We start from the raw sequence: 26714 nt of genomic DNA on the forward strand, positions 1-26714 counted from the left end.
AATTCATTTCATCTGCGGGTACGATTATTTCACTTGCTCCTCTGCCCGCCACAGCGCATCTCTGCCCAGGGGGCGCAAGGGGGAAACTGCAGATGAAATCAGGCCTTTTGCGCAAACTGGCAGGTCCGGGTTTGATCTTTACCGGGGCTGCGATCGGGACGTCGCATCTGGTCCAGTCGACCCGTGCCGGCGCGCTCTTTAGCCTGGCGCTCGTGATTGTGATCGTCCTCGCCAATGTGCTGAAGTATCCGGCTTATCGCTTCGGGATCGACTTTGCCCATGCGCGCGGGCGATCTCTCCTGACTGGCTATCGCGAACTGGGTGTCTGGGCGCTGGTGCTGTTCCTGTTGCTGGTCGCGCCACTGGTGCCGATCATCTGGGCCGCAATCAGCGCAGCAACTGCCGGCATCGTAACCGTGCTGATCGGGCCGGTTGCGCCGGTGCCGGTACTGGCGGCACTGATCCTCGTGGCAGCCGTTTGCCTGCTGCTTATCGGCGGCTATCGCCTGCTCGACAGGGTCAACGCGGTGCTGCTGGCGTTTCTCGTCATTGCCACGCTGCTAACCACGGCGATGGTGCTGCCACGCGTGGAATGGGGAACACTGGTTGATTTCAGCTGGACGCGCGAAGCCGCCGCGCTGCTGTTTATCGTTGCGCTGGCAGGCTTCATGCCCAACCCGATGGACGTGGCGGTGCCGCTCTCGCTGTGGAAGGTCGAGGCCGACCGCCAATTGCCCGGTGGCGTCCGGCCCACCCTGTCTGAGGCCCGCAAGAGCTTCTTCTGGCCCTATGTCCTGACCGCCTTCATGGCGGTGTGTTTCTGCATCATGGGAGCGGGCGTGATGCATCCGCAGGGTATCACGCCATTGGCTGATGCACCCGGTTTCGCTGCGCAGGTCGTCAATCTCTATCGCGAAGCGCTTGGCCCGGGCGCAGCCGCGCTCGCTGCGATTTCTGCGCTCAGCGTGATGCTGACGACGGTGATTGCCGGAATTGACGCCTATGCCCGCACATTTGCTGCATCGCGGGCGATCTTCGCCGGTCGCGACGATATTTCCTACACCCGCCCCGAATATGCCGGTTTTACTCTGCTGTTCCTTGCTATCGCGCTGACAGTGGTTTTCACACTGTTGTCCGACCTCACCACATTCCTCGATGTCGTGACCTCCGCCAGTTTTGTAATCGCGCCGCTGATCGCGCTGCTCAATCATCTCGTGGTGACAAGGTGCGAAATGCCGGAAGACGCGCGGCCTTCACAGTTGGCCCGATGGCATAATGGCCTCGGCATCACAGTGATGACGGCGTTGGCCGTGACGTATTTCGTCCTGATCTAGCGGCCGAACGGCTTGTTCAGCTGTACGATCTTCCAGTTGAGGCAGGACGCAAAGCTGACCCACACGAGATAGGGCACGATCAGCCAGCTCGCGAGCACGGACCAGTCGCGCAGGAACACGGTAAGCGCTAGCACGGAGGCCCACAGGAAAGGCACCTCGACCAGCGCCCAGTCAGGCCGACGCGCGGTAAAGAAAATCGGCGACCAGGCGAAGTGGAACACGCCGTTGATCACATAGAGCGCGATCAGGAAATCCGTCTGCCCTTGTGCCTCAGCGGCATCCCAGCTCAGCCAGAACGCGTAACCCGCCAGCCCCAGGATCACCGTCCAGGCCGGGCCGAACAGCCAGTCTGGCGGTTGCCAGCTGGGCTTTTTCAGCTCGTAATACCACGCCCCGATTGTGGTCAGCAGCCCACCTCCCGCTGCAAGGATGACCGCCCAGGCGATGGCGAAGATGAGCGGGAAGGACATGGCGCAGGCTTAGGCGCTGATGCGAGCTCTGGCAAACGGCATCTCCGCGGGCGCGATTTGCGCAAGATCAAGGTTTCTGGCGAAGTGGCGGCGCATGTGGGTTTATGGAGAGGCCTGTCCCGAATGGAGAGTGAGAGGCAGGCGATGGCGGAGAAGAACATGGCCACTGCTGAAAATGTCCAGGTCGCCTCGATGCCGGTCGCACGCGACCTGAGCATTGCCGATCTTGGGCAAGCGCTGGCGGCGGGCTGGCGCGATTTTCGTGCACAGCCAGCCTATGGCCTGTTCTTCTCCGCCATTTTCTTGGGCGCGGGATGGTTCCTGTTCCTTGTGCTGAAAGACCGGGCGAGCCTCGCCTGGCTGATCCCCACAAGCGCAGGCTTCCCGATCCTTGCGCCCTTTGCAGCAGCGGGCCTCTATGAGGTCAGCCGCCGGCTCGAGACCGGTGAGCCGCTCAGCTGGCGGCCCGTGCTGGGCGCAGTGCGCGGGCGCGGGGATGACCAGTTGCCGGTGCTGGGCGTGCTCGCCTTCGTGTTTTTCGCCTTCTGGGTGATCATTGCGCACACCATTTTCGGCGTATTCATGGGGCCATCGGGCTTCGGCGGAGACCCGCTGTCAGTGCTCGCCAGCCAGCAGGGCCTGATAATGCTGGCAGTGGGTAGCGCCGTAGGAGCGGTGCTCGCTTTCACCTTCTTCGCGATGACCGTGGTGAGCATGCCGATGCTGGTCGACCGCGAGGTGGACTTCGTCTCGGCGATCATCGTCAGCTTCCGCGTGGTGCGCGCAAACCTGTTCACGATGCTGGTCTGGGCGGCGTTCGTGGCCGTCGCGCTGTTCGCAGCAATGGTACCGCTGCTGCTGGGGCTGCTGGTGGTGCTGCCGCTGCTGGGGCATGCGACGTGGCACCTTTATCGCCGGGCGACGATAGCCTCAGCCTAGGCCCGCAGCCTTCAGCAGCGCCTGCGTGCTCGGGTCGAAATCACCGCCGCCGGCCTCGATATCCTTGGCCATCTTCTTGCCCAGCTCGACCCCGAACTGGTCGAAGGGGTTGATCTGCATCAGCACGGCATTGGCGAAGGTGCGGTGTTCGTGGAACGCGATGAGCGCGCCCAGCGTCGCCGCATCAAGATCGTCGCACAGCATGGTTGCGCTTGGCCGATCGCCCGGGAAGGCGCGCGCCGGGTCTTTCCCGTCCTTGGCCATATTGCCGCCTGCCATCAGCGCGGCCCCTTGCGCAAAACAATTGGTCAGCAGGATCGCGTGATGCGCCGGATCGAGCGCGTCGCCCGGCGCAATGCTGGCGATGAAGTCCACCGGCACCAGATGCGTGCCCTGGTGCAGCAGCTGGAACACCGCGTGCTGGGCATCGGTGCCCACCCCGCCCCAGGTGATCGGCGCGGTTGGCCCATCGACCTGCGAACCGTCCGCCTTCACCCGCTTGCCGTTCGATTCCATCTCCAGCTGCTGGAGATAGTCGGGCAGCAGGCCCAGCCGCTCGTCATAAGCGAAGCAGGCGCGGGTCTGGCAGCCGCGCAGGCGGGTGTAATACTGGTCGGCAAAGGCGGCGCGCAGGCACAGGTTTTCGCGCCCGTCAGTGTCGCGGAAATGCTCGTCCACCGCGCGCGCGCCGGCAAGGAAAGCGGTGAAATCGTCCATCCCCACCGCCAGCGCGACCGGAAAGCCGATCGATGACCACAGCGAATAGCGCCCGCCCACACTTTCCGGGAAGGGCAGCACGCGGGTCTCGTCGACACCCCATTCCACCGCCTTTTCAGGCGAGGCAGTGAGCGCCACCACGCGGCCAGAGGGGTCCGACACGCCATTCTCGCCGAGCCACTTCAGCGCCGATTGCGCATTAGTCATGGTCTCGATCGTGGTGAAGGTTTTCGATGCCACCGCGATCATGGTGGTTGCCGGATCGCAGGCCGCAAAGGCCGCTTCCAGTGCAACGCCGTCGATATTCGAGACGACGTGCACATCGACCAGCGCCAGGTCGCGGGTCAGTGCGTCGATCGCCAGCGCCGGGCCAAGTGCACTGCCGCCAATGCCGATATGGATCAGGTGCTTGACCTCACCGAAGGCGCCGCCGTGGATCGCCTCGACCAGCATGCCCATTCGCGCCAGCAGCGCCTCTCCTTCCTCGACATCCGCCGCATCGCCTACCCCGCGCATCGCGCTGTGTGTGGCGGCGCGGCCTTCGGTGACATTGATCACTTCACCGCCCAGCAGCATGGCTCTCCGCCCGGCGAAATCGCATGCCTCAGCCAGTTCTTCGAAAGCGCCAAGCAAATCGCCATCAAGATGCGTCTTCGACCAGTCGAACAGGATGCCATTTGGCCCGCCCTCGCCCGGCCATTCGATCCGACCGGAGAGAGCCGAAACGCGCCCCTCGTCAGCCTCAAACAGTTCCTGCAAACTGCGCTGCGGCAGCGCTTCCAGGCAATTCCAGGCGGCGGCGATCTTGTCGGACATATCGAAAAGCCTTTCACAACATGCATCTCCGCGATTAGGAGCGTGAGCGATGGATGGGAACCCCGCAGATACGAATGCACGCGCCGATTTGGCGGAAAACGACGGCGAAAGCTGGGGCAGCTTCGCCGGCTTCGTGCTCAAGCTGGCATTGGTAGTGCTGGTATTCCGCAGTTTCGTGTTCGCGCCGTTCTCGATTCCCAGTGAAAGCATGCTGCCGCGGCTGTGGAACGGGGATTACCTGCTCGCAGCGAAATGGCCCTATGGCTTTTCGCGCTATTCATTGCCGTTCGAATTGCCGCTGATCCCCGGCCGCGTATTGGCGAGCCAGCCCGAGCGCGGCGACATTGTGATCTTCAAGCATCCGGTCGACGGCACAGACTACATCAAGCGGGTCATCGGCCTACCGGGCGACAGCGTGGAATTGCGCGACGGGCATGTGGTGCTGAACGGGCAGGAACTGCAGTATCGCGAGGCGCCGCCCGCGCTGGTGCGCCCTTCCCCCAACACGCCGTGCCATCCGCAGGCGCGACTGGTCGAAAGCCATGATGGCCTCGCCTGCAGCTATCGAGTGGAGCTCGAAGTGCTCCCCACTGGCCGCAGCTATCCGGTGATCGATCTTGGCCCTTCACAGGCGGACAATCGCCCCGCAGTAATCGTGCCCCAAGGCCGGATTTTCGTAATGGGCGACAATCGCGACAATTCGCAAGACAGCCGCTTTGAAGCGCGTGCGGGCCGCGGGGTGGGCCTCGTCCCGCAAGACATGCTGGTGGGCCGGGCAACGGTGATCATGTGGTCCACCGATGGCAGCGCCGAATGGATCAAGCCATGGACCTGGTTCACCGCCGCGCGCTGGGGCCGGATCGGGGACGTGCTGTGAGCGAGCTTGCGCCCGAAACGCAGGCCTGGCTGGGCACGCTCGGGATCGTGCCGCGTGACGAGCATCGCTGGCTTGCCGCGCTCACCCACGGCAGCATGGCGGCCGACGTGAACTACGAGCGGCTGGAGTTTCTGGGAGACCGCGTGCTGGGCCTGGCGATGGCGGATTGGCTGTTCGAAGCGAGCAAGGCCGCCGAGGGTACGCTGTCGCAACGGCTCAATGCACTGGTCAGCCGCCAGACCTGCGCACAGGTCGCTGCACAGATCGGCCTGCCTGAGCATATCCGGCTGGGCAAGCAGGCGCGCGACGATGGCGCGCGCGAAAGCGTCAACATCCTCGGCGATGTGATGGAGGCCATGCTTGGCGCCCATTTCCTCGATTTCGGTTTTGCGCCCACCCGCGACCTGATCCGGCGCTTCTGGGCCGAAGAATTTTCCGGCGGCGCCGGCCAGCGCAAGCATCCCAAAAGCGCTTTGCAGGAATGGGCCGCAGGCAACCAGCGCAAACCGCCCGAATACGAACTGATCGCGCGCGAGGGCCCTGACCACGCGGCGCGCTTCACCGTGCGGGTCAGCGTGAAGAATGTCGGCGCAGCTGAAGCGACCGCGAACAGCAAGCAAGAGGCCGAGCGGCTCGCCGCCGCCGCCTTTATGGAGCAATTTGGATGACTATGGACAAGACCACCCGCTGCGGCGTTGTTGCGGTGATCGGCGCTCCCAATGCCGGCAAGAGCACGCTGGTAAACCAGCTCGTCGGCCAGAAGGTCGCGATCACCAGCCCCAAGGCGCAAACCACGCGCGCGCGGATGCTGGGGATTGCGCTTGAAGGCCCGGTGCAGATGATCCTGGTCGATACGCCGGGTATCTTCGCGCCGAAGCGCAAGCTCGATCGTGCCATGGTCAGCGCGGCCTGGGAAGGTGCCGAGGCAGCCGATGCCGTGCTGTTGCTGGTCGATCCGGTCAAGCAGCGGCGGCACGAGCTGGAACCGCTGCTGGAAGCCCTCTCCAACCGGCCAGAGCGCAAGATCCTGGTGCTCAACAAGGTCGATGTCGCGAAGAAGGAGCCGCTGCTGGCGCTGGCGCAGGAACTGTCAGGCAAGGTCGAATTTAGCGATGTCTTTTTCATCTCCGCACTTACCGGCGATGGCGTGGCGGAAATGAAGACGGCACTGGCCGGCCTGATGCCGGAGGGGCCATGGCATTATCCCGAAGACCAGGTGTCCGATGCGAGCGAGCGCCTGCTCGCCGCCGAGGTCACCCGCGAGCAGCTCTATCGCCAGCTCCACGAGGAATTGCCCTATGACAGCGCGGTGCGCCCGGAAAGCTATCAGCACCGCCCCGATGGCAGCGTGGAAATCCACCAGCAGATCGTGGTCGGCCGGGAAACCCAGCGCCCGATAGTGCTGGGCAAAGGCGGCAGCCGGATCAAGGCGATCGGTGAGGCCGCTCGCAAGGAACTGAGCGAGATGCTGGGCGTGAAGGTGCACCTGTTCCTGCATGTCAAAGTCAGCGAGAACTGGGCGGAAGATCGGGAGATTTTCGAGGAAATCGGGCTCGACTGGGTGCGGTAAGGCCGATCGCCATGCCCTCCACCGACCTCCTCCTTCAGATCGGCGCCGCACTCGCGGTCGGGCTGCTGGTAGGCGTCGAGCGCGGCTGGAACCTGCGCAGCGCCCAGCAAGGGATGCGCGTCGCGGGTGTTCGCACCTTCAGCCTGCTGGGCCTAGTCGCCGGGCTGGCCGGACTGCTCGGATCGACCGGATACCAGATCGTTGCCAGCGCTATCGTGGTTGGCGCCGCTGCAGTGATCGCGATCGGCTATGGGCAAGCCGCCAAGGCGGATGGCAAGCCCGATGCGACCTCGGCCGTGGCCGCTATCGTCACGCTCGCTCTCGGCTTCCTGGGCGGCAGCGGCGAACCCGCGCTGGCAGTGGCAGGCGGTGCCGTCGTCACCCTGATCCTGGCCTTGCGGGCCGAATTGCATCAACTGGTCGATGCGCTCGACGAGGCCGATGTGAAGGCCTTCGCGCGCTATGCGGTCATTGCGCTGGCGGTATTCCCCTTCCTGCCAGAGGGGCGCTTTGGCCCTTATGACGCATGGGAGCCGCAGACGCTGTGGCTGGTGGTGGTGATCGTCACCGGATTTTCGTTCCTTGGCTATGTCGCCAACCGGCTGTTCGGGGCGAAGCGCGGCACCATCGCCACCGCAATCATCGGCGGTGCCTATAGCTCCACCGCGGTCACACAAAGCTTCTCGCAGCGGCTCGGCGCAGGCCATGGCGGCGCAGCGGAAAACGCCGGGATCGCGCTCGCCACCGCGGTGATGTACCTGCGCGTCATCGTCCTCGTCGCGCTGATCGCAACACCGCTGCTGGTCCCATTCGTAATTATCCTCGCGCCTGCGCTGCTGGCCGGCTTCGCCGTCAGCTACTGGCTCTATCGCAAGGCGGAGCACGGGACCGGCCCTGCCCCGCCCGGCAACCCGATTGCCTTGCTGCCTGCCTTCGGCTTCGTCGCTTTCGTGGCGGTTGCGGCGGTGGTCGCCCGCTGGGCGCAGGACAGTTTCGGCGAGCAAGGCATCGCAATATTGCTGTTCCTGATGGGCACGATGGATGTCGATGCCTCGATCGTGACCGCGGGCGGGCTGGAACCGGGTACGATCAGCCCGGCGCTTGCCGCCCTCGCCATCGCTGGTACGATCCTGGCCAATATGGCGGTCAAACTGGGCGTGACCCTGGCCTATGGGCGCGGCGCGGCCCGGCCGGCCAGCCTTGCCCTGGCGGCGAGCATGGTTGCGCTCGTTGCCAGCCTGCTGGCGGGGTATTTGCGGCTATAGCTGCGCGCGCTCAGCGCACGCCCAGCTTTTCCAGCTTGGCTGACAGCGCCGCCTCGTCAAACGGCTTGATCACGTAATCGTCTGCCCCGGCCGCAATCCCTTCATGGATGTCGCTGATATCGCCTTTGGACGTGCAGAACACCACGGTCGGCGCACGCGGGGTTGGGATTGCGCGCAGCTCGGTCACGAAAGCGATGCCGTCCATCTCGGGCATTTGCCAATCGGTCAGCACCAGGTCGGGCATGGCACGCTTGCACCAGGCCAAACCTTCGTGTCCGTTTTCCGCTTCGATCACGCGATAGCCCAGATTGGCAGCGATCTTGCTGGCGACCTTGCGGATCACGCGGCTGTCATCGACGACCAGGCAGGTGCGCTGGCGCGCGGCACGGGTTTCGTTGACATCGCGCATCGCCTTGGCCGCGCGGACGATTGCATCGGTATCGAACGCAGCTTCGCCATCGGCGACGAACTCGGCTTCATTGTCGAGATGGTCGAGCAGTTGCTCCGCCCGCACCGGGGTTTCCGCACTCTCGCCACGCGCGCCGGCCATCGGGCCGGTGGTACGCTTGATCAGATTCTGAATGGTGCGAACTCCCCGTAAACGTCCAGCCCCTGCTTGGGATGAGGGGAGGTCAATTCGCCCTCAGTCATGCGGACATGCAGGAAAGGAATCCAGACATCGCCATACTCGGCCTTCTGGTACCACACGTCGAGGACGTCATAGCTGGCCCAGATCCCGTCCGGCTCGCGCAGTCGCAGCCCCTCGCCGATCCGCGGCACGGCGGCAAAGCGCAGCCGCGACTGGGTCTGGTGGGTCTCGTTCTGGACTTCGATTTCGATCACGCGTGCTAACCGTTGCTGGGATCAACACCTAACGCGCAATTCTTGATGATTTACGAATGACTCCGCCTCAACGCAGGGTTGCGAGGGATGGTTACTTGGCCTTTGCCGCCTTCTTTTTCGGCGCGGCCTTCTTGCGACCCTTTTTCTTCGCGGGGCCTTTCGCGGCGCGGGCATCGATCAGCTCGATCGCCTGCGCCTCGGTCACGTCCTCGGGCTTCACATCCTTGGGGATGGTCGCATTGGTGGTGCCATCGGTGACATAGGGGCCGTAGCGGCCCGGCATGACCTTGATCTCGCCCCCGCTGGTGGGATGCGTGCCAAGCGTCTTGATCGGCTCTGCCCGAGAACCATTTGGGCCCCGCGTCCCGCCGCCACCGCGATTGGCCGCCTGCGCCAGGATATCGACCGCGCGGTTCATGCCCACTTCGAACACTTCACGGGTGTTCGAGAGCTTTCCATATTTCCCGTCATGGCGAAGATAGGGGCCGTAACGCCCTATATTGGCTTCGATTTCCAGCCCCGTATCCGGATGCGCGCCGATGATGCGGGGCAGGTCAAGCAGCTTCACCGCCCAGTCGAGATCGAAATCGTCGAGATCCTTGGGGATCGACGCGCGCTTCGCTTCCTTGCCCTCGCCCATTTCGACATATGGGCCGAAGCGCCCGGTCTTGCGATGGATCGGCAGGCCGGTTTCGGGATGGGTGCCGAGCACACCATCCTCGCCATTCTCCTCGCCATTGCCGCCCGGCTGGGCAAAGCGGCGAGTATATTTGCATTCGGGATAGTTGTTGCAGGCGACAAAGGCGCCGAAGCGGCCACCGCGCAGGCTCAGCCGACCGCCCTCGCGCCCTTCATCCCGGCACAGCGGGCATCCGCGCGGATCGGCACCATCCTCGCGTGGCGGGAAAAGATAGTCCGACAGGTAATCGTCCAGCGCCTCGGTCACTTCCGAAGGCAGCTTGTCCATTACCTCATCGGCTTTGGGCTTGAAGTCGGCCCAGAACTTGGTGAGCAGCTCCTTGTATTCCTCGCGCCCGTCGGAAACCGTGTCGAGCTCGTCCTCCATCCCCGCGGTGAAGTCATAGGCGACATAGGTGGGGAAGAAGCGTTCGAGAAAGGCTGTGAGAAGTCGCCCGGATTCCTCTGCAAAGAAACGGTTTTTCTCCATCCGCACATAGTCGCGATCGCGCAGCGTCTGGATGGTCGAGGCATAGGTCGACGGTCGCCCGATCCCAAGCTCTTCCAGCCGCTTGACCAGCGAGGCTTCGGAAAAGCGCGGCGGCGGCTGGGTGAAGTGCTGGTTCGCCTCGACCGCGCGCTTTGCCGGGCTGTCGCCCTTGCGCATCACCGGCAGCAGGCCATCCTCGTCATCTTCGGGATCGTCGAAGCCTTCCTGGTACACCGCCAGGAAGCCAGGAAATTTCACGACCTGCCCTGTCGCGCGCAGTTCATGCGCGCCGGTGGGATCGCGCAAGGTTACCGTGGTCCGCTCCAGCTGCGCGGCGGCCATCTGGCTCGCCATCGCGCGCTTGAAGATCAGCTGGTACAGCTTGGCCTCGTCGCCCGAACCGGCATGCTCGCGGCGAAAATCGGTCGGCCGGATCGCTTCGTGCGCTTCCTGCGCGTTTTTCGCCTTGGTCGAATAGAAGCGCGGTTTTTCAGGCAGGTAGGCGCTGTCATAACGTTCGCCGATGGCATCGCGCAGAGCCATAATCGCCCCCGCATCCATCTGTACCCCGTCGGTCCGCATGTAGGTGATCGCGCCGGCTTCATAGAGGTTCTGCGCGAGCCGCATCGTGTGGCTAGCGGAAAAGCCCAGCTTGCGCGCGGCCTCCTGCTGCAAGGTGGACGTGGTAAACGGCGGCGCGGGATTGCGCTTGAGCGGCTTGGTCTCGATCTCCTCGACCGTGAAGCGCCCTGCCTCGACCGCGGCTTTGGCCGCCATCGCGCTGCCTTCATTGCCAAGGCTCAGCTTGTCGAGCTTCCGGCCTTCGAATTTCACCAGGCGCGCGTCAAAATCCGTGCCGTCATGCGCCAGCTTGGCCACAACCGACCAGTATTCGTCGGCCCGGAAGGCTTCGATCTCGCGCTCGCGGTCGACAATCAGCCTTAGGGCCACCGATTGCACGCGCCCCGCGCTTTTGGCGCCCGGCAGCTTGCGCCACAGCACGGGGCTGAGGGTGAAGCCGAACAGGTAATCGAGCGCGCGCCGCGCCAGATAGGCGTCGATCAGAGGCTGGTCGAGCTCGCGCGGGCTCTTCATCGCTTCCGTTACCGCATTCTTGGTGATCGCATTGAAGGTGACGCGATCGACCTTGGCGGGGAGGACCTTGCGCTTCTTCAGCAGCTCCTGCACGTGCCAGCTGATCGCCTCGCCTTCGCGGTCAGGGTCGGTCGCGAGCACCAGGCGCGAGGCGTTCTTGGCAGCGTCGGCGATTTCCTTGAAGCGGCTCTGCTTGTCGCGATAGAGTTCCCAGTCCATCGCGAAATCCTCGTCCGGGCGCACGCTGCCATCCTTGGGCGGCAGGTCGCGGACATGCCCGAAGCTGGCGAGAACCTTGAAGTCCTTGCCGAGGTATTTCTCGATGGTTTTCGCCTTGGCCGGCGATTCGACGATAACAAGCTGCATTGCGGTGTTTCTGTGCCCCTACGCGTATACGTGCCCATACACGTACACGTACGCGCGAGGGTGGCGGCGGATTTCGAGGTTCGTCAAGAGGTCAATGAAACGCGGCCACCTGCATGCCGTTCCAGCAGCCCCGCGATCTCCAGCTCCAGCAGCGCCATCTGCACCGCCGCCGCGCCCGCGCCCGACTGGCGGATCAGCTCATCGACCGCCACCGGCGCTGTGGTGAGCAGGCTGGCGAGATCGGCCGGTTCGGCCTCTGCCCATTCCTCCGGCTCGAAATCGAACACTGGTGAAGCGACGCGGAAGCTGGAACGGGGCGTGCCGTCGAACCCGCTGAGCAGTTCCACCACCTCGTCGGGCGACTGCACCAGCACCGCGCCTTCGCGGATCAGCTGGTTGCAGCCCTGCGAACGCGCATCGAGCGGCGAACCGGGGATCGCCATCACCTCCCTGCCCGCTTCTCCCGCCAGCCGCGCGGTGATCAGCGAGCCGGACTTGGGCGCGGCCTCCACCACCAGCGTGCCCGCAGCCATCCCGGCGATGATACGATTGCGGCTGGGGAAGTGGCTGCCCTTCGGCTCTGTGCCGGGCGGTTGCTCGGCAATAAGCAAGCCTTGCTGCGCGATCCGTTCCTGCAAGTCCTGATGCTGCGGCGGGTAGGCCACATCGATCCCGCTGGCGATCACGCCCACGGTAGCGGGGAAAGCACCTTCATGCGCTGCGCCATCGATCCCGCGCGCCAGCCCAGAGACAACGGTAAACCCCTCGCCCGCCAGCGCGGCCGCAAATTCACGCGCCAGCTTGATCGCCGCGGCACTGGCATTGCGCGCGCCGACCATGGCGACACAGGGCCTGGCTGCCAGCGCCCTATCGCCGCGATAGGTAACAATCGGCGGGGCGCTGTCGAGCTGCGCCAGCAGCACAGGATAGTCCGGCTGGTCATGGAACAGGTACTTCGCGCCCGCCTTGCGCACGGCGGCCACTTCGCGCTCGATCGCCTCGACCGGAGCTGCGCGATATTGCCGCCCACCCCGCTTGCCGAGATCCGGCAGCGCCTCCAGCGCCGCAACAGCATGGCCGAACCGCGCCAGCAGCTGGCGATAGCTGACCGGCCCGATGTTGGGGCTCCGCAACAGACGGATGCGGGCGAATGCTTCTTCCTGTGAGAGGAGAGCTGGCTGCGACCCCGTGCTCTCCATCAGCTGGCGGATCGTATCATTTCTTGCCGCCCACCTTCGGCTCTTCGCCCTTTATCAGCCGCGCGATATTCTCGCGGTGGAGGTAGATGATCAGCCCGGCAATAGCAGCCAGAATCGGGAAATACTCAGGATATCCGAACAGCGGCGCCGCGGCAGCGGCAGCGACGACCGCGCTCATCCCGGCGAGCGAGGAAATGCGGAAGATCGCCAGGATGCTGAGCCACACCAGCGCATAGGCAAGGCCGATAGGCCAGGCGAGGCCGAAGCTGACCCCGGCATTGGTGGCCACGCCCTTGCCTCCCTTGAAGCCCAGCCACACCGGGAAGCAATGCCCGATCACAGCCGCACCCGCGGCAAAGGCCATCGCCGGCCCTCCCCACAGCTGCCCTGCGATCCAAACCGGTGCAAAGCCCTTGAGCCCATCAAGCAGCAAAGTTGCCGCCGCCAGCCCCTTGTTGCCGGTGCGCAAGACATTGGTCGCGCCGATATTGCCGCTGCCGATCTGGCGCACATCGCCCATCCCCGCGGCTTTGGTGAGGAGCAGCCCGAACGGGATCGAGCCGAGCAGATATCCGAGCAATGCAGCGTAGAGGTTCTCCATAGCCCCTTGATTACCCAAATGAATGCGAATGGGTAGCAAAAACCGTTTTCCGCCGGGTTTGACGCTGCAGGATGCCGGGGTACGGTCCAACCGTACTGGCGATTTGCCGGTGATGCCCTATCCTCTCCAGCCATGAACAAGCCTGAAGTCCCCTCAAAAGCCACCGATCTGCACGAACGTGTCGACCGCCTGACCGAAAAGGAGAAGGATTGTCTGCGGCGCTGGATGCATCACCAGACCGCCAAGCAGATCGCACTCGATCTAGGCGTATCACATCACGCCATCGAAAAGCGGTTGAAGACCGCGCGCCTGAAACTGGACGTGGCAAGCTCCATTGATGCCGCACAAATGCTTGCCCAGGTGGAAGGGTACGATTGGACCGCCTCCCGTTCGCCGGACCTAGACCGGAGCCCACCAATCAACAAACCATGGCCATTCAGACCCGTATTGATTGGAGCCATCGCCATGAGCCTGCTTGCATCTGTCGTCCTTGTCGCCCTCTCCTATTCGGGCACCGCCGAACTGGACCTGAAGCCCGGCGACCTCCTGCTAGTGGCGCCGGTGACTTTCGAACAATTGGACGAAAACAAGTCTGGCTATCTCGAAGGCGATGAGGCTCCCCCGCTTATCCATGCGAGCGGAAACCCGTCGTACATTCCTGACGAAGATGGAAACGCGAAACTTTCCAGCGAGCAGTTCATCATAACCACCAAACCCATGCGCGACAGCTTTTACAGACAGGCCGATGCGAACGGGGACGGCAAGATATCGCCTGGCGAATACGGCGGCTGGGCCAAACTTCAAGCGAATCGGTTGTCGCCAGAGAGTTGACCAAGGGCGGAACCTCGGCCATCGCCTCGCGCCGATGGCTGAGTCCCATGATCCCATCCTGCTGTTCGACTCCGGTGTTGGCGGGCTGACCGTGCTCGCAGAGCTGCGTAAGCTGCTGCCCAATGCGCCGGTGATCTATGCCGCCGATCTGGCTGGCCTGCCCTATGGCGACAAGACCGAGGCGCAGATTGCTGCGCGCGTTGCCGGTCTGCTGGGCCGGATGGCCGAACGCTATCAGCCGCGTCTTGCCTGCATCGCCTGCAACACCGCCTCGACCATCGCGCTGGGCATGGTGCGCGAAGTACTCGAAATCCCGATCGTCGGCACGGTGCCCGCGATCAAGCCCGCCGCCGCGATGACGCAGACCGGCGTGATCGGCCTGCTGGGCACAGCAGCCACAGTGCGCCAGACCTATGTCGACCGGCTGGAGGCAGAATTCGCCAATGGAAAGCGTCTGCTGCGCCATGCCGCGCCGGGCCTGGTCGAAGCGGCCGAGGCCAAGCTGCGCGGCAAGTCGGTCGACATGGCGGTGATCGAAGCGGCGGCGAGCGCGCTGCGCGGCATGGAAGGCGGCGACCGGATCGACACCGTCGTGCTCGCCTGCACCCATTTTCCGCTGCTCGAGGACGAGTTGGCGCAAGCCTTCGGGCCCGGCGTACGCTTCATCGATGGCGCCGCCGGCATCGCGCGGCGGATCGCGCACTTGACCCAAGGCCAGCCCTTCCCCGATGCCCAGTCAAGCCGCTTCGTCGTGACCGGAGAGGTGCAATCTGCGCAAGCGCTGTTGCCTTGGCTGGAAACCCTTGGGTTTTCAACGATCGAGCAATTCTGACCTGCGAGTCGTTCGCAAAGATCGCGGTAGAAAATTGGCGGGATTGGCACTAAATCCCCGATCCCGAAATGGCCGCGATTGCGGCGCTGCGCAGCGGAAACGCCCAGTGAATTACGATCAGATCTTCGACAAGGCGATTGACCGCTTGCACGAGGAAGGGCGCTATCGCGTCTTCATCGATATCATGCGCAACAAGGGCGCCTTCCCCAATGCGCGCTGCTTCCATGGCCACAACGGGCCGAAGCCGATCACCGTGTGGTGCTCGAACGACTACCTCGCGATGGGCCAGCACCCCAAGGTCATCGGGGCGATGGAAGAGGCGCTGCATGATGTCGGCGCAGGCTCTGGCGGCACGCGCAATATCGGCGGCAACACCCACTTGCATGTCGAACTCGAGAACGAGTTGGCAGACTTGCACGGCAAGGAAGCCGCGCTGCTGTTCACCAGCGGCTATGTCTCCAACGACGCGACGCTGTCGACGCTGGGCAAGCTTCTGCCCGGCTGTGTGATCTTTTCCGACGAGCTGAACCACGCCAGCATGATCGCAGGCATCCGCAATTCGGGCTGCGACAAGCGCGTGTTCCGCCACAATGACGTGGAGCATCTGGAACAGTTGCTGGCGGCCAAAGATGCCGACACGCCCAAGCTGATCGCGTTCGAAAGCGTCTATTCGATGGACGGCGATGTCGCCCCGATCCACGCGATCTGCGACCTGGCCGAAAAATACAACGCGCTCACCTATATCGACGAGGTCCACGCGGTCGGCATGTATGGCGATCACGGCGGCGGCATTTCGGAGCGCGACGAAGCCGCGCACCGGATCGACATCATCGAAGGGACGCTGGGCAAGGCCTTCGGCGTGATGGGCGGCTATATCGCGGCCGACCGCAAGATCATCGATTGCATCCGCAGCTATGCGCCAGGCTTCATCTTCACCACATCGCTTTCGCCGGTGCTGGTCGCGGGCGTTCTGGCGGCTGTGAAGCACCTCAAGGAATCGAGCGAAGAGCGTGATGCGCAGCAGGCAGCTGCTGCATCGCTCAAGGCCAAGTTCCGCGATGCCGGCCTGCCGGTGATGGACAGCGTGACGCATATCGTGCCGCTGATGGTGGGCGACCCGGTGCGCGCCAAGAAGATCAGCGACATCCTGCTCGCCGAATATGGCGCCTATGTGCAGCCGATCAATTTCCCGACCGTGCCGCGCGGCACGGAGCGGCTGCGGTTTACCCCCGGCCCGGCGCACACCGAAGCGATGATGGACGAACTGACCGCAGCTTTGGTCGAAATCTGGGACCGGCTCGAGCTGGATCTCCGCAAAGCGGCCTAGCACTAGGGGATTTTGCGCCTGAGCCGTGCTGCGCTAGCACTCGCCCTGCAAAACGGGAGAGAGCAGCGTGAGCTTTGAAAGCGGCCATCCAGACCAGACCTATGAACAAGTCGTGCGCGGGCGGCGCAGCATCCGCGGCTATCTCGACAAACCGGTGCCGCGTGCGCTGATCGAAGAGGTCATTTCGATGGCCATGCGCTCGCCGACCTCGATGAACACCCAGCCCTGGCACTTCCACGTCATCACCGGCGAACCGCTCGACCGGATCCGCAAGGGCAACACCGAGAACATCCTCGCAGGGGTGCCTGACAGCCGCGAATTCCGGCGCGGGCACGCCTTCGAGGGCGTCCACCGCGATCGCCAGGTCGGCTGCGCGGTGCAGCTGTTCGAAGCGATGGGGATCGCGCGCGACGACAAGGAGAAGCGGCAGGACTGGGTGCTGCGCGGCTTCCGCCAGTTCGATGCGCCGGTCTGCGTGATCGTGACCTATGACAAGGAATTGTCCGACAGTGACGATACCGCCTTCGATTGCGGCGCCGTCACCACCGCGCTGGTCAATGCCGCCTGGAGCCGCGGGCTCGGCTGTGTGATCAACTCGCAAGGCATCATGCAGTCACCGGTGGTGCGCGAACACGCCGGCATCCCTGATGATCAGGTGATCATGAAGGCCGTGGCGCTGGGCTGGCCCGATCCCGACTTCCCGGCCAATTCGGTCTACATCACCCGCCGCCCTATCGAGGACGCGGCGCGCTTCGTGGGGTTCGACTGATTCCGGCGCAGGTTGGCCACGCCCCATCGGATTAACCTTGAACATTCCGCCGAAGTTAAGCCTCCTGCCACGATCAAGGCGCGCAAAGCGTAAAATCGATCGGGAACTCTAGGAGGATCGCATGAGAAGGATGATCATTGCAGCATCGGCAGCCGCCATCGCGTTCGGCAGCACCACAACGGTTGCAGCACAGGACAGCAGCGACCCCGCCGATACCGGAACCGAAACTGCCGAAGACACCGGCAACGGCGCCATCGTTACACGTGAGGATCTCCTCGAAACGGTCACTGACGAGAACGGTGATCCGGTGCCCGTGCGTGATCCCGAAGGCAATGCCGTAACCGACGAAAACGGTGAGCCCGTTTACGAAACGGTTGCCGTCGGATGGGTCCAGACTGTTGAAACGCCTTCGGGCAATGTTCACACCATCACCAAGGAAGACGGCAGCCGGGCGATCGTGACGCACGAATTCGCCAACAAGCCCGAACGGCTGGCGCTTGCAGAACGCATGGAGAAGCCCGAAAAACCTGAGCGTCCGGAGAAGCCGGAAAAGCCCGAGCGTCCCGAGAAACCGGAAAAGCCGGAACGCCCAGATAAGCCTGGCCGCAACTAAATCGCTGTAATGGCCTGTATGGCCAAAAAAATTCAGGTGTCGCTTCGGCTTTCACGCCGTTGCGGCACTTTGGATTCTCGCCAAGAAGGAACGTCACATGACATACATGCCAAGACTGGTCGCGTTCGCCGCCGCGTCGGGCGCCGCATTGCTCACAACACCCGCAACAGCGCAGGACAGCAATGGCGATAGCTATATCCAGTTCAGCACCGGGGTGGATTACTCGTCGGGCGATTATGGCGATGCCGAAGACACGGACATGTTGGCCGTCCCGGTCAGCGTGAAATACCAGGCCGGGGACTTTTATGTCCGCGCATCGACTGCGTGGGTCGACGTCAAAGGCCCTTCCGGGATCATTCCCGGCGATGGCGGCGTCAACCCGGGTCGCGGCAATGGCGGGGGCGGCACCCCTCCTCCAACAGAGATCGTATCGCGTAGCGGCCTTGCTGATGTGAACCTGGAGGCCGGGTACAGCCTGTTTCTGGGTGGCAGCACATTCTTTGACGCAGTGGGCAAGGTTAAGCTACCAACCGCATCCGAAACCAAGTTCCTGGGTACCGGCAGCACCGATTTCACCGCGCAGGGCGAACTGCTCCATGTTATGGACAATGTGAGCTTTTCACTGGTCGGCGGTCGCCGCTTCAACGGCTCAAGCGATCTCTACGAACTGCAGGATGTCTGGCTCGCAGGCGCCGGCGTCTATGTTGCCGCCGATGATGTGACTCTGGGCCTCGACTATGAGTGGCGTGAGGGCGCGGTCGAAGGCTCGCCGGACCGGAGCGAGCTGACCGGGTCGCTCACTTACAAGCTCAATGAGAGCCTGCGGCTGCAGGGCTACGGCTATACCGGCCTTGCCGATGGCAGCCCCGACATCGGCGGCGGATTGCAGGTTCTGCTGCGGTTGGGCCAGTAAGGCGGGCCAGCAGACTGGAAAGTGAGCCTGCGCGTCAGCGAAGGCTCACCACATTATCGACTTCGGGTCGCACGCGGTCGCCGCGATAGAGGCTCATCATCGGCTCATCTGCGACCAGCACCTGCTGCGCATTGCCGAAGCCGTTGAAGCCGGTCTTCATCGCCGCGCCATAGGCGCCGAGCATGCCGATCTCGATATAGTCGCCCGCCTGGATGTCGCTCGGCAAGGCAAACGGACCCTGCATGTAGTCGGCATCGTCGCAGGTCGGGCCGTAGAAGGCGAAGTCCATCTCCGGATCGCGCAAATCGTCTTCCAGCGCTGCAACGGGGAAGCGCCAGTCGACATGCGCGGCATCGTAAAGCGCGCCATATGCACCATCGTTGATGTAGAGCTCTTCGCCGCGGCGCTTCTCCACCTTCACGATCATGCTGGAGTATTCGGCGCACAGCGCGCGGCCCGGCTCGCACCACAGCTCTGCGTTGTAAGCGATCGGAAGCGCTTCGAAGTGCTTCGCGATCATCGCGAAATAATCTTCCAGCGGCGGCGGCTCGAGGCCGGGGTAGGAGCTGGGGAAGCCCCCGCCCACGTCGATCATGTCGATCACCACCGATGCCTCGGCAATCGCCGCACGGGTGCGGTCGAGCGCCTGGACGAAGGCAAACGGGCTCATTGCCTGGCTGCCAACATGGAAACACACGCCCAGCCAGTCGCAATGCTGGCGGGTCTGCTGCAACAGCTGCGGCGCTTCGATCAGGTCGCAGCCGAACTTGCTGGCGAGCGACAGCTCGGAAAATTCGCTCGAGACACGCAGCCGCACCGCCAGCCGCAGGTCCCTGGCCGGTTCGCCAGTCTGCGGATCGCGGCAGGCATCGACGATCTTCTCCAGCTCCTCGACCGAATCGAGGCTGAAAGTGCGCACGCCATGCTCGAAATAGGCTTCGCGGATCGCGCTGGGCGTCTTCACCGGATGCATGAAGCACAGCACAGCCTTCGGCAGCAATCCGCGCACCAGCCGCACTTCCGCGATCGAGGCGACATCGTAATGCGTGATCCCTGCGCCCCACAGCGTCTCGATCAGTTCGGGCGTGGGGTTCGCCTTCACGGCATAGAGCGGCTTGCCCGGGAACTTCTCGATGAAGAAGCGGGCGGCGCGCGCCGCTGCGTGCGGGCGGTTGAGGATGACGGGTTCGTCCGGAGCGAGGTCGCGGACTACAGCCTTGGCGTCGGGATAGATGTGCAACTCAAGGGACCCCCAAAACGGCTCTTCGGAACCATGAAACGACAAGCTGCCTTGCGGTTAGGAAGTCCCCTTGGGGCAGCGGAGCGGCGCATATAGGGCCTGCGGGATGAATCGCAAATGAAAAAAGGGGTGTTTTGCCTGTGTCATGACGATTTAGCGGATGGGGGGCCGGGATGTTCCGTCATGCGTCCCGCGGATGGCTCGGCTCAGCGAATTTATTAGCGTTCAGAGGGGCTTCAGCCCTGCAGACCACGCCCGGTCGTGCCGCGCGAGAGCGTGCTGGCAGGCGAAACGCACAGGAAGGCATCGCCGCCCTGCTCTGCACTCGCCCGGCTGCTTTCACGATAAATTCGCGCCTTGAGCACTTCGGGTGGCAACGGCTCAAGCGGCTCAGGCATCGATCTCGACGATTTCGGCATAGCGCCGGTCGTCTGCCTCGCGGTCCCCGGTGATGTCCCCCACCCGCTCGACGATGATCGGGAATGCTGCCGGCGTCCGCGCAGAATCCAGCGCTGCCAGCATCAGCAACCCGTCAAGCACCATCGCACGCGGCAGGGTCACACCCTTGCACAAGACTGTGACCGGTGATCGCCCCACCCGGTCAAACAGGTACACTGCGATATTGCCTGAAAAGGGGATCAGGTAGCCTTCGAATTCGAGCCCGGACCCACCCATGCGCACTTCGATCAACCCGCCGGGGCCGCGCCGGATCAGGCCGTAATCGTGGAACAGGTCGCCCGGCATCAAGAGCGAGGGCCGCGATGTGCGCCAGAACCCCTCGTAGGCGGCGCCGCGCATGGCGTTCTCGTCGCTGACCGCCTCCAGGAACTCACCGAGCACGCCGGTGCGCGTGATTTCCTCCGGGGAAGAAATGAGAGAAATCCCATACCGCCCGGCGAGCGCTTGCGTCTCCTCGAACCAGTCGGCGAGGCGAAAGCCCGGCAGATAATCGCCCATGAGCGAACTCAGTCGCGCCAGATTGTGATCGGTGGGATGGACTGCGCCGGAAAGCCAGCGCCCCACCAGCGATTTGTCCACCGCCAGCTGCTGTGCCAGCGCAACCCGGCTGAGCGAAGTCGCCTTCATCAGCATGTCGAGCTTCTGCGGCAGGTCGGCGACGTGCTCCATGCGATGTGCATAATACAGCTTTTGTACCGTGCAACAGTTTGCATCGGGGGCGCAACGCGCTGCGCATCGCCCTGCATCTGACCGCATCCTGCCAAGCGCTGCATTGATCGACCCAGGGTCGCACCAACCCTTTGTGGGAGGCAGGAAATGTTGAAAGTGGGAAGGACTGGCAGGGCGGCCTTGATGGCTGCTGCAATGGCAACCGCGCTGGGCGGCTGTTCCACCAAACCGCGCAATTTCGCCGCTTCGGTGAGCACGCCGGTGCCAGATCGAGTCGCGTTCGAGCAGGATTATCGCACCTGCGATTCGCTCGTGAAGGCCGGGCACAGCAGTGGTTTCAAGACCGCTGCTACGACCACAGCGATAAGCGCAGGCGCGGTCGGCGCGGGTGCTGGCGTCGCGGCCCTGGGGGCTGGCGGCACTTACAGCGGCTTCGGCGCGGCTGGCGCTGCGGCTGGCGCGGTGATGGCTGCGGCGACGGTAGTTGGCGGATTTGCCGGCTTCGGCATTACCCGCATGATCCGCGGCGGCAAGGAACGCAAGTTCAAGCGCAACATGTCCGCCTGCCTCAGCGAATACGGCTATGAAGTCGCCGACTGGGAAAAGCTCAAGAAGCGCGAGGACGCGGCGGCCTTTGCCTCTCGCGGTGTGACGGTTGCAGAGCCCGTGCGAACCGACCCTGTGCTGATCGAGGCCGTCGTTGTTGAGGATACGGTGGAGCCGGTTGAGACCACGCCTGAAGCCGTCGCGCTGGTCACGCCCGAAGGCTAGCTCAGCCGGTCACGGAATTCCTCGTAACCGAACGACTTCACCAGCTCGAGCGCGTCGCTTTCGCTGTCCCACAGGTAGATCGATGGCAATGCTACACCGTTGAAAGTGTTGGTCTTCACCATCGAATAATGCGCCTGGTCGAGGAAAGCGAAGCGCGCGCCGGGCTCGGCGGCGACCGGCATCCGGTAGTCGCCGATCACGTCTCCGGCGAGGCAGGAGGGGCCGCCCAGCCGGATAGGGATCAGCTCCTCATCCGTGAGTTCGCCCAGCATCGCCGGGCGATAGGGCGCTTCGATCACATCGGGCATGTGACAGGTGGCGGAAATATCCGTGATCCCGATAGGCATCCCGTTCCAGCCGGTATCGAGCAACGTGCCAACGAGGATGCCCGCATCCAGCGCCACCGCCTCGCCCGGCTCAAGATAGAGCTCAGCCCCGGTGTCTTCCTTCACTTCGCGCAGGAATTCGACCAGTTCCTCGCGCTGGTAATCGGCGCGGGTGATGTGGTGCCCGCCGCCCATGTTGATCCACTTAAGCTGGCCGAAATAGGGCTCGATCACATCGAACACCGCATCCCAGGTGCGTTTCAAAGGCTCGAGGTCCTGCTCGCACAGATTGTGGAAGTGGATGCCGTCGACCCCCTCCAAATGCTCTTCGGTCAGCTGGTCGAGCGGGAAGCCCAGCCGCGAACCGGGGCTTGAGGGATCGTATTTCGCGACTTCACCCGTCGGCACTTGCGGGTTGATGCGTAGGCCCACGTCGAAATCCTGCCCCGCCGCGCGCGCATTCTCCAGGATCAGCGCGGCGCGTTCGAACTGGCCGGGCGAATTGAAGATCACATGGTCCGACAGGCGGCAGATCTCTTCCAGCTCGTCCGGCTTGTAGGCGGCGCAATAGGTCGCGATTTCGCCGTCGTAGAACTCGCTGGCGAGCCGTGCCTCCCACAGGCCGGAAGTGCACACTCCGTCGAGATATTCGCCGATGATATGCGCTGTCGACCACATGGAGAACGCCTTGAGTGCCGCCAGCACCTTGATGTCCGCCGCATCGCGGATATCGGCCAGCACCTGGCAATTGGCGCGCAACTTCGCGGCGTCAACGACAAACGCGGGGCTTTCGACGCGGTTGAGGTCAAACTGGGCGAAGGCGCCCGGATCACCGGCTTTGGTTTCCATTACTGGTTTCGTCCTTATTGGGTTCGCGCAGAGAACGCGAAGGAGCAGTGAACGCGGGGAGATTCAGTCCGGCCGATAGTTGTTGACCATCCTTCGAATGCCGTCCTTCATCGTCGCCGCCGAGAAATTCATGAGCAGCCCTACGGGCTGGTTCGAGAGTCGCAAATAGGTCAGCAGTTGTTTGGCGTGGGCCTTGCTGAGCATCTCGACCGACTTGATCTCGAGGATCAGGCGAGTCTCGACGAGAATGTCGATCTTGAATGCCCCGCCGAAGGCGTGGCCATCGAACTCGATTGGGACTGGGACTTGGCGCTCGACTTGTATTCCCCGCTTCTCCAAACGTCCGGCAAGCACGGTCTCATAAACGTTTTCGAAAAGACCTGGCCCCAATTCCTTGTGTATCCCTATCGATTCTTCGATCACGATGGACGTCAGTTCATCGATAGTGAGGCTCATACTCGGCGCTCTTTGCTCCTCTGCGTTCTCTGCGCGAAACAAAACGACTAGAACTCCACCGGCCCGTCCAGTTCCTCGACCGTCCACGGCAACCCGTGCTGGTTGAGCATGTCCATGAACGGATCCGGGTCCATCTCTTCCATGTTGAACACGCCCTCGCCTGACCAGATGCCCTGCACCACCATGGCGCTGCCGATCATCGCGGGCACGCCGGTGGTATAGCTGACCGCCTGGTTGCCGGTTTCCTCATAGGCTGCTTCGTGACTGCAGATGTTCTTGATATAGAACGTCTTCTCGCCCGAACCGTCGAGCGCTTCGCCGGTAGCGATGCAGCCGATATTGGTGTTGCCCTTGGTCGTCTCGCCCAGCGTTTCGGGCTTGGGCAGCACGGCGGCAAGGAATTGCAGCGGGATGATCTCCACGCCCTTGTACTTGATCGGCTCGATCGACGTCATGCCGACATTCTGCAACACGGTGAGGTGGGTGATGTACTGATCGCCAAAGGTCATCCAGAAGCGCGCACGCTCCATCTCGGGCACGAACTTCGCGAGGCTTTCCAGCTCCTCGTGATACATCATGTACATGTTCTTCTTGCCTACGGCTTCGAAGTCGAATTCGACCTTCTTCGCCATCGCCGGCGTTTCGACGAACTCGCCATTCTCCCAGTGCCGCGCGGGGGCGGTAACTTCGCGGATGTTGATTTCCGGATTGAAGTTGGTGGCGAAATGCTGGCCGTGGTCACCGCCGTTGCAGTCGAGGATGTCGAGCGTGCGGATCGTTTTCAGCTTGTGCTTCTTGAGCCACATGGTGAAGACGCTGGTCACGCCAGGGTCAAAGCCCGACCCCAGCAAGGCCATCAGTCCGGCGTCCTTGAAGCGGTCATGATAGGCCCACTGCCATTTATATTCGAACTTGGCCTCGTCCTTCGGCTCGTAATTGGCCGTGTCGAGATAGTTCACGCCGGCTTCCAGGCAGGCGTCCATGATCGGCAGGTCCTGATAGGGCAGCGCCAGGTTGACCACGAGGCTGGGCTTTACCTGGCGGATGAGGTTGACCATCGCCGGCACTTCCTCGGCATCGATCTCGTAGGTCTTCACCTCCACCCCGGTGCGTGCCTTCACGCTGTCGGCAATGGCGTCGCACTTGCGCTTGGTGCGGCTGGCGAGGTGGATGTTGGAGAAAATCTCCTTGTTCATCGCCATCTTGTGGACGCAGACCGAGCTGACACCGCCGGCACCGATTACGAGGACTGTCGACATTTTTGGTTTCTCCGGAAACGAATCTTGCGGGGCTCTCTAGTCGAATGCGCGCCAAGGGCAAAACGATCCCGCAAGTTTCCTACTTCCATGCAGGCGTGCATATCGCGGCAATGATCGTACCATCGCCCTTCCCTCCGCCAGCGCCATCGGGCACTTGGCAAAAGCAGGGCAATATTTTGACCTAGGACTGTGTTCCATGTGTTCCATCACTTCAGGATCAACTCATGCCAAATGAACGAGTGCCGACCCGCGCCGGCGTGATCGAAGCTGCCAAAAAGATCGCCGCGATCCTGCCGCCCACCCCTCTTCTGCCGGTGGAAATCAATGGCACGCCGTGCTGGGTGAAGGCGGAAAACCTGCAGCCGATCGGCGCTTTCAAGATCCGCGGGGCCTGGCACCGGCTGACCGCTCTGTCCGATGCGGGACGCGCGGCCGGCGTCGTCGCGGTGTCCAGCGGCAACCATGCGCAAGGGGTCGCCTGGGCAGCGAAGCGGCTCGGTATTCCTGCGATTATCGTGATGCCGCACGATGCGCCGCAGGTGAAGCTCGACGCCACCCGCGCGTTGGGCGCCGAAGTTGTGCTCTACCAGCGGCCAGGGGAAGATCGCGACGCGGTGGCGGCGGCCATCATCGCGGAACGTGGCGGCACGCTGGTCCATGCCTTTGGCGATCCCTGGGTGATTGAGGGGCAAGGCAGCGCCGGGATCGAGATCGCCGCACAGCTTGGGCACGAACCGAGCCGGATCCTGGCCTGTTGTGGTGGCGGCGGGCTGGCCGCCGGGCTCGCGCTCGCCTGCCCCAATGCCGAAATCTACCCGGTCGAGCCTGAAGGCTGGGACATGGTCGGCCAGTCGCTAGCGGCGGGTGAGATCGTCCGTGCCGCATCGGATGCACCCAAAACCATCTGCGACGCGCTGCAGCCTATCGCCACCAAGCCGATCAACCTCGATGTGCTGATCGGACGCAGCTCGCCCGGTATTGCGGTGACCGATGACGAAGTGCGCGCCGCGCAACGGTATGCCTTCTCGCACCTCCACCTTGTGGTTGAGCCTGGCGGCGCAGCGGCCCTGGCGGCCGCATTGGCAGGCAAGGTCAAGCTCGATCTCGATACGGTGATCATGCTCACCGGCGGCAATGTCGATCCGCATGCTTTTGCCCAGACCATCGGTGGCGCGAATTAAGTTGCAATTGACAATTGAATTCACTCCGCGCAGTCTCGCGCCAGCAAGGGGAGAAAAACCATGCAAGCTCAAATGTTAGCGCCCGCCGCAGCGCTGGTGTTATGGTCGATCATTATGCTGCTGTGGACTGCAGGAACGCGGTTTCCTGCGATGGCAAAATCCGGAATGGATCTGAAAAACGCCAAGCCGGGCGGTCGCGGGCAAGATCTGGAAGGCGTGATCCCGGACAAGGTCAACTGGAAGTCGCACAACTACGCGCACTTGATGGAACAGCCGACGATTTTCTATCCGACTGTCATCATTCTTGCCATCATGGGCGCCGGGGCCACCGACGTGCTGCTAGCGTGGGCCTATGTGGCCTTACGGATCGTGCATTCCCTGTGGCAGGCATTGGTAAACGTGGTGGCTGTTCGCTTCCTGCTGTTCATCCTTTCAACCCTCGCCCTCACCGCGCTGGCAGTGCGTGCACTCGCCGCAACCCTCTTTGCTGACCCCGGAGTTCTCGCATGATCGGAATGGATATCCTGCAACCGGTTGTCGCGCTTGCGGCATGGACCATGGTGATGTGGGTGTGGATGTACGCCACCCGCATCCCGGCAATGAGCAAGGCCTCGATCGCAGCCGACGACGCGCAAAAGATTGGTCTGCTCGATGAGAAGCTGCCGCCTTCCGTGCAGTGGAAAGCGCATAATTACAACCACCTGCACGAAGCGCCGACAGTATTCTATGCCATCGCGATCGTGCTGGCCGTTATCGGCCAGGGCGACGGGATGAACGCACTGCTGGCATGGATCTATGTCGGGCTGCGCGTGGCGCATTCACTGGTTCAGGCGACCGCCAATGTTGTGCTGGTGCGCTTCGTGCTGTTCGCTTTGTCGAGCCTGGTGCTGATGGCGTTGATCCTGCACGCTGCAATCAGCGTGTTCGACATTCACATGTGATCTGGATTGCCGGGGCCG

Annotated in this window: 29 protein-coding genes; 16 read left to right on the forward strand and 13 right to left on the reverse strand. The window is 63.1% G+C overall.

Features of this window, described 5'->3' with window-relative positions; genetic code table 11:
- Positions 1-92 precede the first annotated feature (92 nt).
- Positions 93-1334 carry a hypothetical protein gene (locus tag G6N82_RS02355; protein WP_165193350.1) on the forward strand — a complete coding sequence of 414 codons (1242 nt, stop codon included), beginning with the start codon at positions 93-95 and terminating at the stop codon, positions 1332-1334.
- On the opposite strand, the gene G6N82_RS02360 is transcribed toward G6N82_RS02355, so the two are convergent.
- Positions 1331-1804 (reverse strand): TspO/MBR family protein, encoded by a 474-nt coding sequence (locus G6N82_RS02360; RefSeq protein WP_165193352.1) that lies wholly within the window; start codon positions 1802-1804, stop codon positions 1331-1333. The genes G6N82_RS02355 and G6N82_RS02360 overlap by 4 nt on opposite strands.
- A gap of 159 nt (positions 1805-1963) precedes the next feature.
- Between G6N82_RS02360 and G6N82_RS02365 the strand changes: the two genes are divergently transcribed.
- Positions 1964-2743, forward strand: a complete 780-nt coding sequence (locus G6N82_RS02365; RefSeq protein ID WP_165193355.1) for a DUF2189 domain-containing protein — start codon at positions 1964-1966, stop codon at positions 2741-2743.
- Here G6N82_RS02365 and pgi read toward each other — a convergent pair.
- Positions 2735-4276 (reverse strand): glucose-6-phosphate isomerase, encoded by a 1542-nt coding sequence (pgi, locus tag G6N82_RS02370; RefSeq protein ID WP_165193358.1) that lies wholly within the window; start codon positions 4274-4276, stop codon positions 2735-2737. The genes G6N82_RS02365 and pgi overlap by 9 nt on opposite strands.
- Positions 4277-4325: 49 nt before the next feature.
- On the opposite strand from pgi, the gene lepB reads away from it, so the two are divergent.
- From lepB to G6N82_RS02390, 4 genes are read left to right on the forward strand one after another with little or no spacing between them, the layout of a single operon-like run.
- Positions 4326-5153, forward strand: coding sequence for a signal peptidase I (gene lepB / locus G6N82_RS02375; protein ID WP_165193361.1), 828 nt, complete (start codon positions 4326-4328; stop codon positions 5151-5153).
- Entirely contained in the window at positions 5102-5821 is a 720-nt protein-coding gene (gene rnc / locus G6N82_RS02380) for a ribonuclease III (protein ID WP_206520280.1), read from the forward strand. The genes lepB and rnc overlap by 52 nt, the downstream gene beginning before the upstream one ends.
- Complete coding sequence (gene era, locus G6N82_RS02385; RefSeq protein WP_165193364.1) at positions 5818-6723, forward strand: GTPase Era; 906 nt, start codon at positions 5818-5820, stop codon at positions 6721-6723. The genes rnc and era overlap by 4 nt, the downstream gene beginning before the upstream one ends.
- 11 nt (positions 6724-6734) lie before the next feature.
- Positions 6735-7988, forward strand: a complete 1254-nt coding sequence (locus G6N82_RS02390) for a DUF4010 domain-containing protein (protein WP_165193367.1) — start codon at positions 6735-6737, stop codon at positions 7986-7988.
- 10 nt (positions 7989-7998) lie between these two features.
- On the opposite strand, the gene G6N82_RS02395 is transcribed toward G6N82_RS02390, so the two are convergent.
- The 5 genes from G6N82_RS02395 to plsY form a co-directional block, all read right to left on the reverse strand.
- The gene (locus G6N82_RS02395) at positions 7999-8538 is read right to left on the reverse strand and encodes a response regulator (protein ID WP_241255162.1); all 540 of its coding nucleotides are present in this window, start codon (positions 8536-8538) and stop codon (positions 7999-8001) included.
- 20 nt (positions 8539-8558) lie between these two features.
- Positions 8559-8831, reverse strand: coding sequence for a hypothetical protein (locus G6N82_RS02400; protein WP_241255163.1), 273 nt, complete (start codon positions 8829-8831; stop codon positions 8559-8561).
- A 91-nt stretch (positions 8832-8922) separates the two neighbouring features.
- Positions 8923-11460, reverse strand: a complete 2538-nt coding sequence (topA, locus tag G6N82_RS02405; RefSeq protein WP_165193369.1) for a type I DNA topoisomerase — start codon at positions 11458-11460, stop codon at positions 8923-8925.
- Positions 11461-11543: 83 nt separating this feature from the next.
- Complete coding sequence (gene dprA / locus G6N82_RS02410) at positions 11544-12659, reverse strand: DNA-processing protein DprA (protein ID WP_165193371.1); 1116 nt, start codon at positions 12657-12659, stop codon at positions 11544-11546.
- 16 nt (positions 12660-12675) lie between these two features.
- Positions 12676-13260 (reverse strand): glycerol-3-phosphate 1-O-acyltransferase PlsY, encoded by a 585-nt coding sequence (gene plsY / locus G6N82_RS02415; protein WP_165193373.1) that lies wholly within the window; start codon positions 13258-13260, stop codon positions 12676-12678.
- 132 nt (positions 13261-13392) lie between these two features.
- Between plsY and G6N82_RS02420 the strand changes: the two genes are divergently transcribed.
- The 6 genes from G6N82_RS02420 (at position 13393) to G6N82_RS02445 (ending at position 18545) form a co-directional block, all read left to right on the forward strand.
- Positions 13393-14091 (forward strand): LuxR C-terminal-related transcriptional regulator, encoded by a 699-nt coding sequence (locus G6N82_RS02420; RefSeq protein WP_165197887.1) that lies wholly within the window; start codon positions 13393-13395, stop codon positions 14089-14091.
- A gap of 34 nt (positions 14092-14125) precedes the next feature.
- On the forward strand, positions 14126-14923 hold the full coding sequence (gene murI, locus G6N82_RS02425) for a glutamate racemase (RefSeq protein ID WP_165193375.1): 798 nt from the start codon (positions 14126-14128) through the stop codon (positions 14921-14923).
- 106 nt (positions 14924-15029) lie between these two features.
- A complete protein-coding gene (gene hemA / locus G6N82_RS02430) occupies positions 15030-16250 on the forward strand; it encodes a 5-aminolevulinate synthase (protein ID WP_165193377.1) in 1221 nt (406 codons plus the stop codon).
- Positions 16251-16317: 67 nt separating this feature from the next.
- Positions 16318-17019: a nitroreductase gene (locus tag G6N82_RS02435; RefSeq protein ID WP_165193379.1), complete on the forward strand. Its 702-nt coding sequence runs from the start codon at positions 16318-16320 to the stop codon at positions 17017-17019.
- A 121-nt stretch (positions 17020-17140) separates the two neighbouring features.
- Entirely contained in the window at positions 17141-17632 is a 492-nt protein-coding gene (locus tag G6N82_RS02440) for a hypothetical protein (RefSeq protein ID WP_165192545.1), read from the forward strand.
- 97 nt (positions 17633-17729) lie between these two features.
- Positions 17730-18545 (forward strand): hypothetical protein, encoded by an 816-nt coding sequence (locus G6N82_RS02445; RefSeq protein ID WP_165193381.1) that lies wholly within the window; start codon positions 17730-17732, stop codon positions 18543-18545.
- 34 nt (positions 18546-18579) lie between these two features.
- Here the strand turns inward: G6N82_RS02445 and G6N82_RS02450 are convergent, their stop codons facing one another.
- The 3 genes from G6N82_RS02450 to G6N82_RS02460 form a co-directional block, all read right to left on the reverse strand.
- The gene (locus G6N82_RS02450; RefSeq protein ID WP_165193383.1) at positions 18580-19785 is read right to left on the reverse strand and encodes a type III PLP-dependent enzyme; all 1206 of its coding nucleotides are present in this window, start codon (positions 19783-19785) and stop codon (positions 18580-18582) included.
- Positions 19786-20021: 236 nt separating this feature from the next.
- Entirely contained in the window at positions 20022-20183 is a 162-nt protein-coding gene (locus tag G6N82_RS02455; RefSeq protein WP_165193385.1) for a hypothetical protein, read from the reverse strand.
- Complete coding sequence (locus tag G6N82_RS02460; protein WP_165193387.1) at positions 20176-20913, reverse strand: helix-turn-helix domain-containing protein; 738 nt, start codon at positions 20911-20913, stop codon at positions 20176-20178. Before G6N82_RS02460 ends, G6N82_RS02455 begins: the two co-directional genes overlap by 8 nt.
- A 183-nt stretch (positions 20914-21096) precedes the next feature.
- On the opposite strand from G6N82_RS02460, the gene G6N82_RS02465 reads away from it, so the two are divergent.
- The gene (locus G6N82_RS02465) at positions 21097-21684 is read left to right on the forward strand and encodes a hypothetical protein (protein ID WP_165193389.1); all 588 of its coding nucleotides are present in this window, start codon (positions 21097-21099) and stop codon (positions 21682-21684) included.
- On the opposite strand, the gene G6N82_RS02470 is transcribed toward G6N82_RS02465, so the two are convergent.
- The 3 genes from G6N82_RS02470 to G6N82_RS02480 all read right to left on the reverse strand — a co-directional run bounded on the left by G6N82_RS02470 (position 21681) and on the right by G6N82_RS02480 (position 24574).
- Positions 21681-22859, reverse strand: a complete 1179-nt coding sequence (locus tag G6N82_RS02470) for a carboxynorspermidine decarboxylase (RefSeq protein WP_165193391.1) — start codon at positions 22857-22859, stop codon at positions 21681-21683. The two genes, G6N82_RS02465 and G6N82_RS02470, sit on opposite strands and share 4 nt — an antisense overlap.
- A gap of 63 nt (positions 22860-22922) precedes the next feature.
- Positions 22923-23315, reverse strand: a complete 393-nt coding sequence (locus tag G6N82_RS02475) for a GxxExxY protein (protein ID WP_165193393.1) — start codon at positions 23313-23315, stop codon at positions 22923-22925.
- A 47-nt stretch (positions 23316-23362) separates the two neighbouring features.
- Complete coding sequence (locus G6N82_RS02480; protein ID WP_165193395.1) at positions 23363-24574, reverse strand: saccharopine dehydrogenase family protein; 1212 nt, start codon at positions 24572-24574, stop codon at positions 23363-23365.
- 224 nt (positions 24575-24798) lie between these two features.
- Here G6N82_RS02480 and G6N82_RS02485 point away from each other — a divergent pair, with 224 nt between their 5' ends.
- Genes G6N82_RS02485 through G6N82_RS02495 form a run of 3 tightly spaced genes read left to right on the forward strand, consistent with a single transcriptional unit; the run spans position 24799 to position 26696 of the window.
- Complete coding sequence (locus tag G6N82_RS02485) at positions 24799-25755, forward strand: pyridoxal-phosphate dependent enzyme (RefSeq protein WP_165193397.1); 957 nt, start codon at positions 24799-24801, stop codon at positions 25753-25755.
- A 60-nt stretch (positions 25756-25815) separates the two neighbouring features.
- Positions 25816-26265, forward strand: a complete 450-nt coding sequence (locus G6N82_RS02490) for an MAPEG family protein (RefSeq protein ID WP_165193400.1) — start codon at positions 25816-25818, stop codon at positions 26263-26265.
- Positions 26262-26696, forward strand: a complete 435-nt coding sequence (locus G6N82_RS02495; protein ID WP_165193402.1) for an MAPEG family protein — start codon at positions 26262-26264, stop codon at positions 26694-26696. Before G6N82_RS02490 ends, G6N82_RS02495 begins: the two co-directional genes overlap by 4 nt.
- The last annotated feature ends 18 nt before the right edge of the window (positions 26697-26714 follow it).

The sequence above is a fragment of the Altererythrobacter sp. BO-6 genome (genome assembly GCF_011047315.1).
Lineage (GTDB): Bacteria > Pseudomonadota > Alphaproteobacteria > Sphingomonadales > Sphingomonadaceae > Erythrobacter.

Bases quoted from the DNA above. Each gene is read 5' to 3' on its own strand.
- G6N82_RS02355 (WP_165193350.1), top strand. From the start codon at position 93: ATGAAATCAGGCCTTTTGCGCAAACTGGCAGGTCCGGGTTTGATCTTT.
- G6N82_RS02360 (WP_165193352.1), bottom strand. From the start codon at position 1,804: ATGTCCTTCCCGCTCATCTTCGCCATCGCCTGGGCGGTCATCCTTGCA.
- G6N82_RS02365 (WP_165193355.1), top strand. From the start codon at position 1,964: ATGGCCACTGCTGAAAATGTCCAGGTCGCCTCGATGCCGGTCGCACGC.
- pgi (WP_165193358.1), bottom strand. From the start codon at position 4,276: ATGTCCGACAAGATCGCCGCCGCCTGGAATTGCCTGGAAGCGCTGCCG.
- lepB (WP_165193361.1), top strand. From the start codon at position 4,326: ATGGATGGGAACCCCGCAGATACGAATGCACGCGCCGATTTGGCGGAA.
- rnc (WP_206520280.1), top strand. From the start codon at position 5,102: ATGGACCTGGTTCACCGCCGCGCGCTGGGGCCGGATCGGGGACGTGCT.
- era (WP_165193364.1), top strand. From the start codon at position 5,818: ATGACTATGGACAAGACCACCCGCTGCGGCGTTGTTGCGGTGATCGGC.
- G6N82_RS02390 (WP_165193367.1), top strand. From the start codon at position 6,735: ATGCCCTCCACCGACCTCCTCCTTCAGATCGGCGCCGCACTCGCGGTC.
- G6N82_RS02395 (WP_241255162.1), bottom strand. From the start codon at position 8,538: ATGGCCGGCGCGCGTGGCGAGAGTGCGGAAACCCCGGTGCGGGCGGAG.
- topA (WP_165193369.1), bottom strand. From the start codon at position 11,460: ATGCAGCTTGTTATCGTCGAATCGCCGGCCAAGGCGAAAACCATCGAG.
- dprA (WP_165193371.1), bottom strand. From the start codon at position 12,659: ATGGAGAGCACGGGGTCGCAGCCAGCTCTCCTCTCACAGGAAGAAGCA.
- plsY (WP_165193373.1), bottom strand. From the start codon at position 13,260: ATGGAGAACCTCTACGCTGCATTGCTCGGATATCTGCTCGGCTCGATC.
- G6N82_RS02420 (WP_165197887.1), top strand. From the start codon at position 13,393: ATGAACAAGCCTGAAGTCCCCTCAAAAGCCACCGATCTGCACGAACGT.
- murI (WP_165193375.1), top strand. From the start codon at position 14,126: ATGGCTGAGTCCCATGATCCCATCCTGCTGTTCGACTCCGGTGTTGGC.
- G6N82_RS02440 (WP_165192545.1), top strand. From the start codon at position 17,141: ATGAGAAGGATGATCATTGCAGCATCGGCAGCCGCCATCGCGTTCGGC.
- G6N82_RS02445 (WP_165193381.1), top strand. From the start codon at position 17,730: ATGACATACATGCCAAGACTGGTCGCGTTCGCCGCCGCGTCGGGCGCC.
- G6N82_RS02455 (WP_165193385.1), bottom strand. From the start codon at position 20,183: ATGCCTGAGCCGCTTGAGCCGTTGCCACCCGAAGTGCTCAAGGCGCGA.
- G6N82_RS02460 (WP_165193387.1), bottom strand. From the start codon at position 20,913: ATGGAGCACGTCGCCGACCTGCCGCAGAAGCTCGACATGCTGATGAAG.
- G6N82_RS02465 (WP_165193389.1), top strand. From the start codon at position 21,097: ATGGCTGCTGCAATGGCAACCGCGCTGGGCGGCTGTTCCACCAAACCG.
- G6N82_RS02470 (WP_165193391.1), bottom strand. From the start codon at position 22,859: ATGGAAACCAAAGCCGGTGATCCGGGCGCCTTCGCCCAGTTTGACCTC.
- G6N82_RS02475 (WP_165193393.1), bottom strand. From the start codon at position 23,315: ATGAGCCTCACTATCGATGAACTGACGTCCATCGTGATCGAAGAATCG.
- G6N82_RS02480 (WP_165193395.1), bottom strand. From the start codon at position 24,574: ATGTCGACAGTCCTCGTAATCGGTGCCGGCGGTGTCAGCTCGGTCTGC.
- G6N82_RS02485 (WP_165193397.1), top strand. From the start codon at position 24,799: ATGCCAAATGAACGAGTGCCGACCCGCGCCGGCGTGATCGAAGCTGCC.
- G6N82_RS02490 (WP_165193400.1), top strand. From the start codon at position 25,816: ATGCAAGCTCAAATGTTAGCGCCCGCCGCAGCGCTGGTGTTATGGTCG.
- G6N82_RS02495 (WP_165193402.1), top strand. From the start codon at position 26,262: ATGATCGGAATGGATATCCTGCAACCGGTTGTCGCGCTTGCGGCATGG.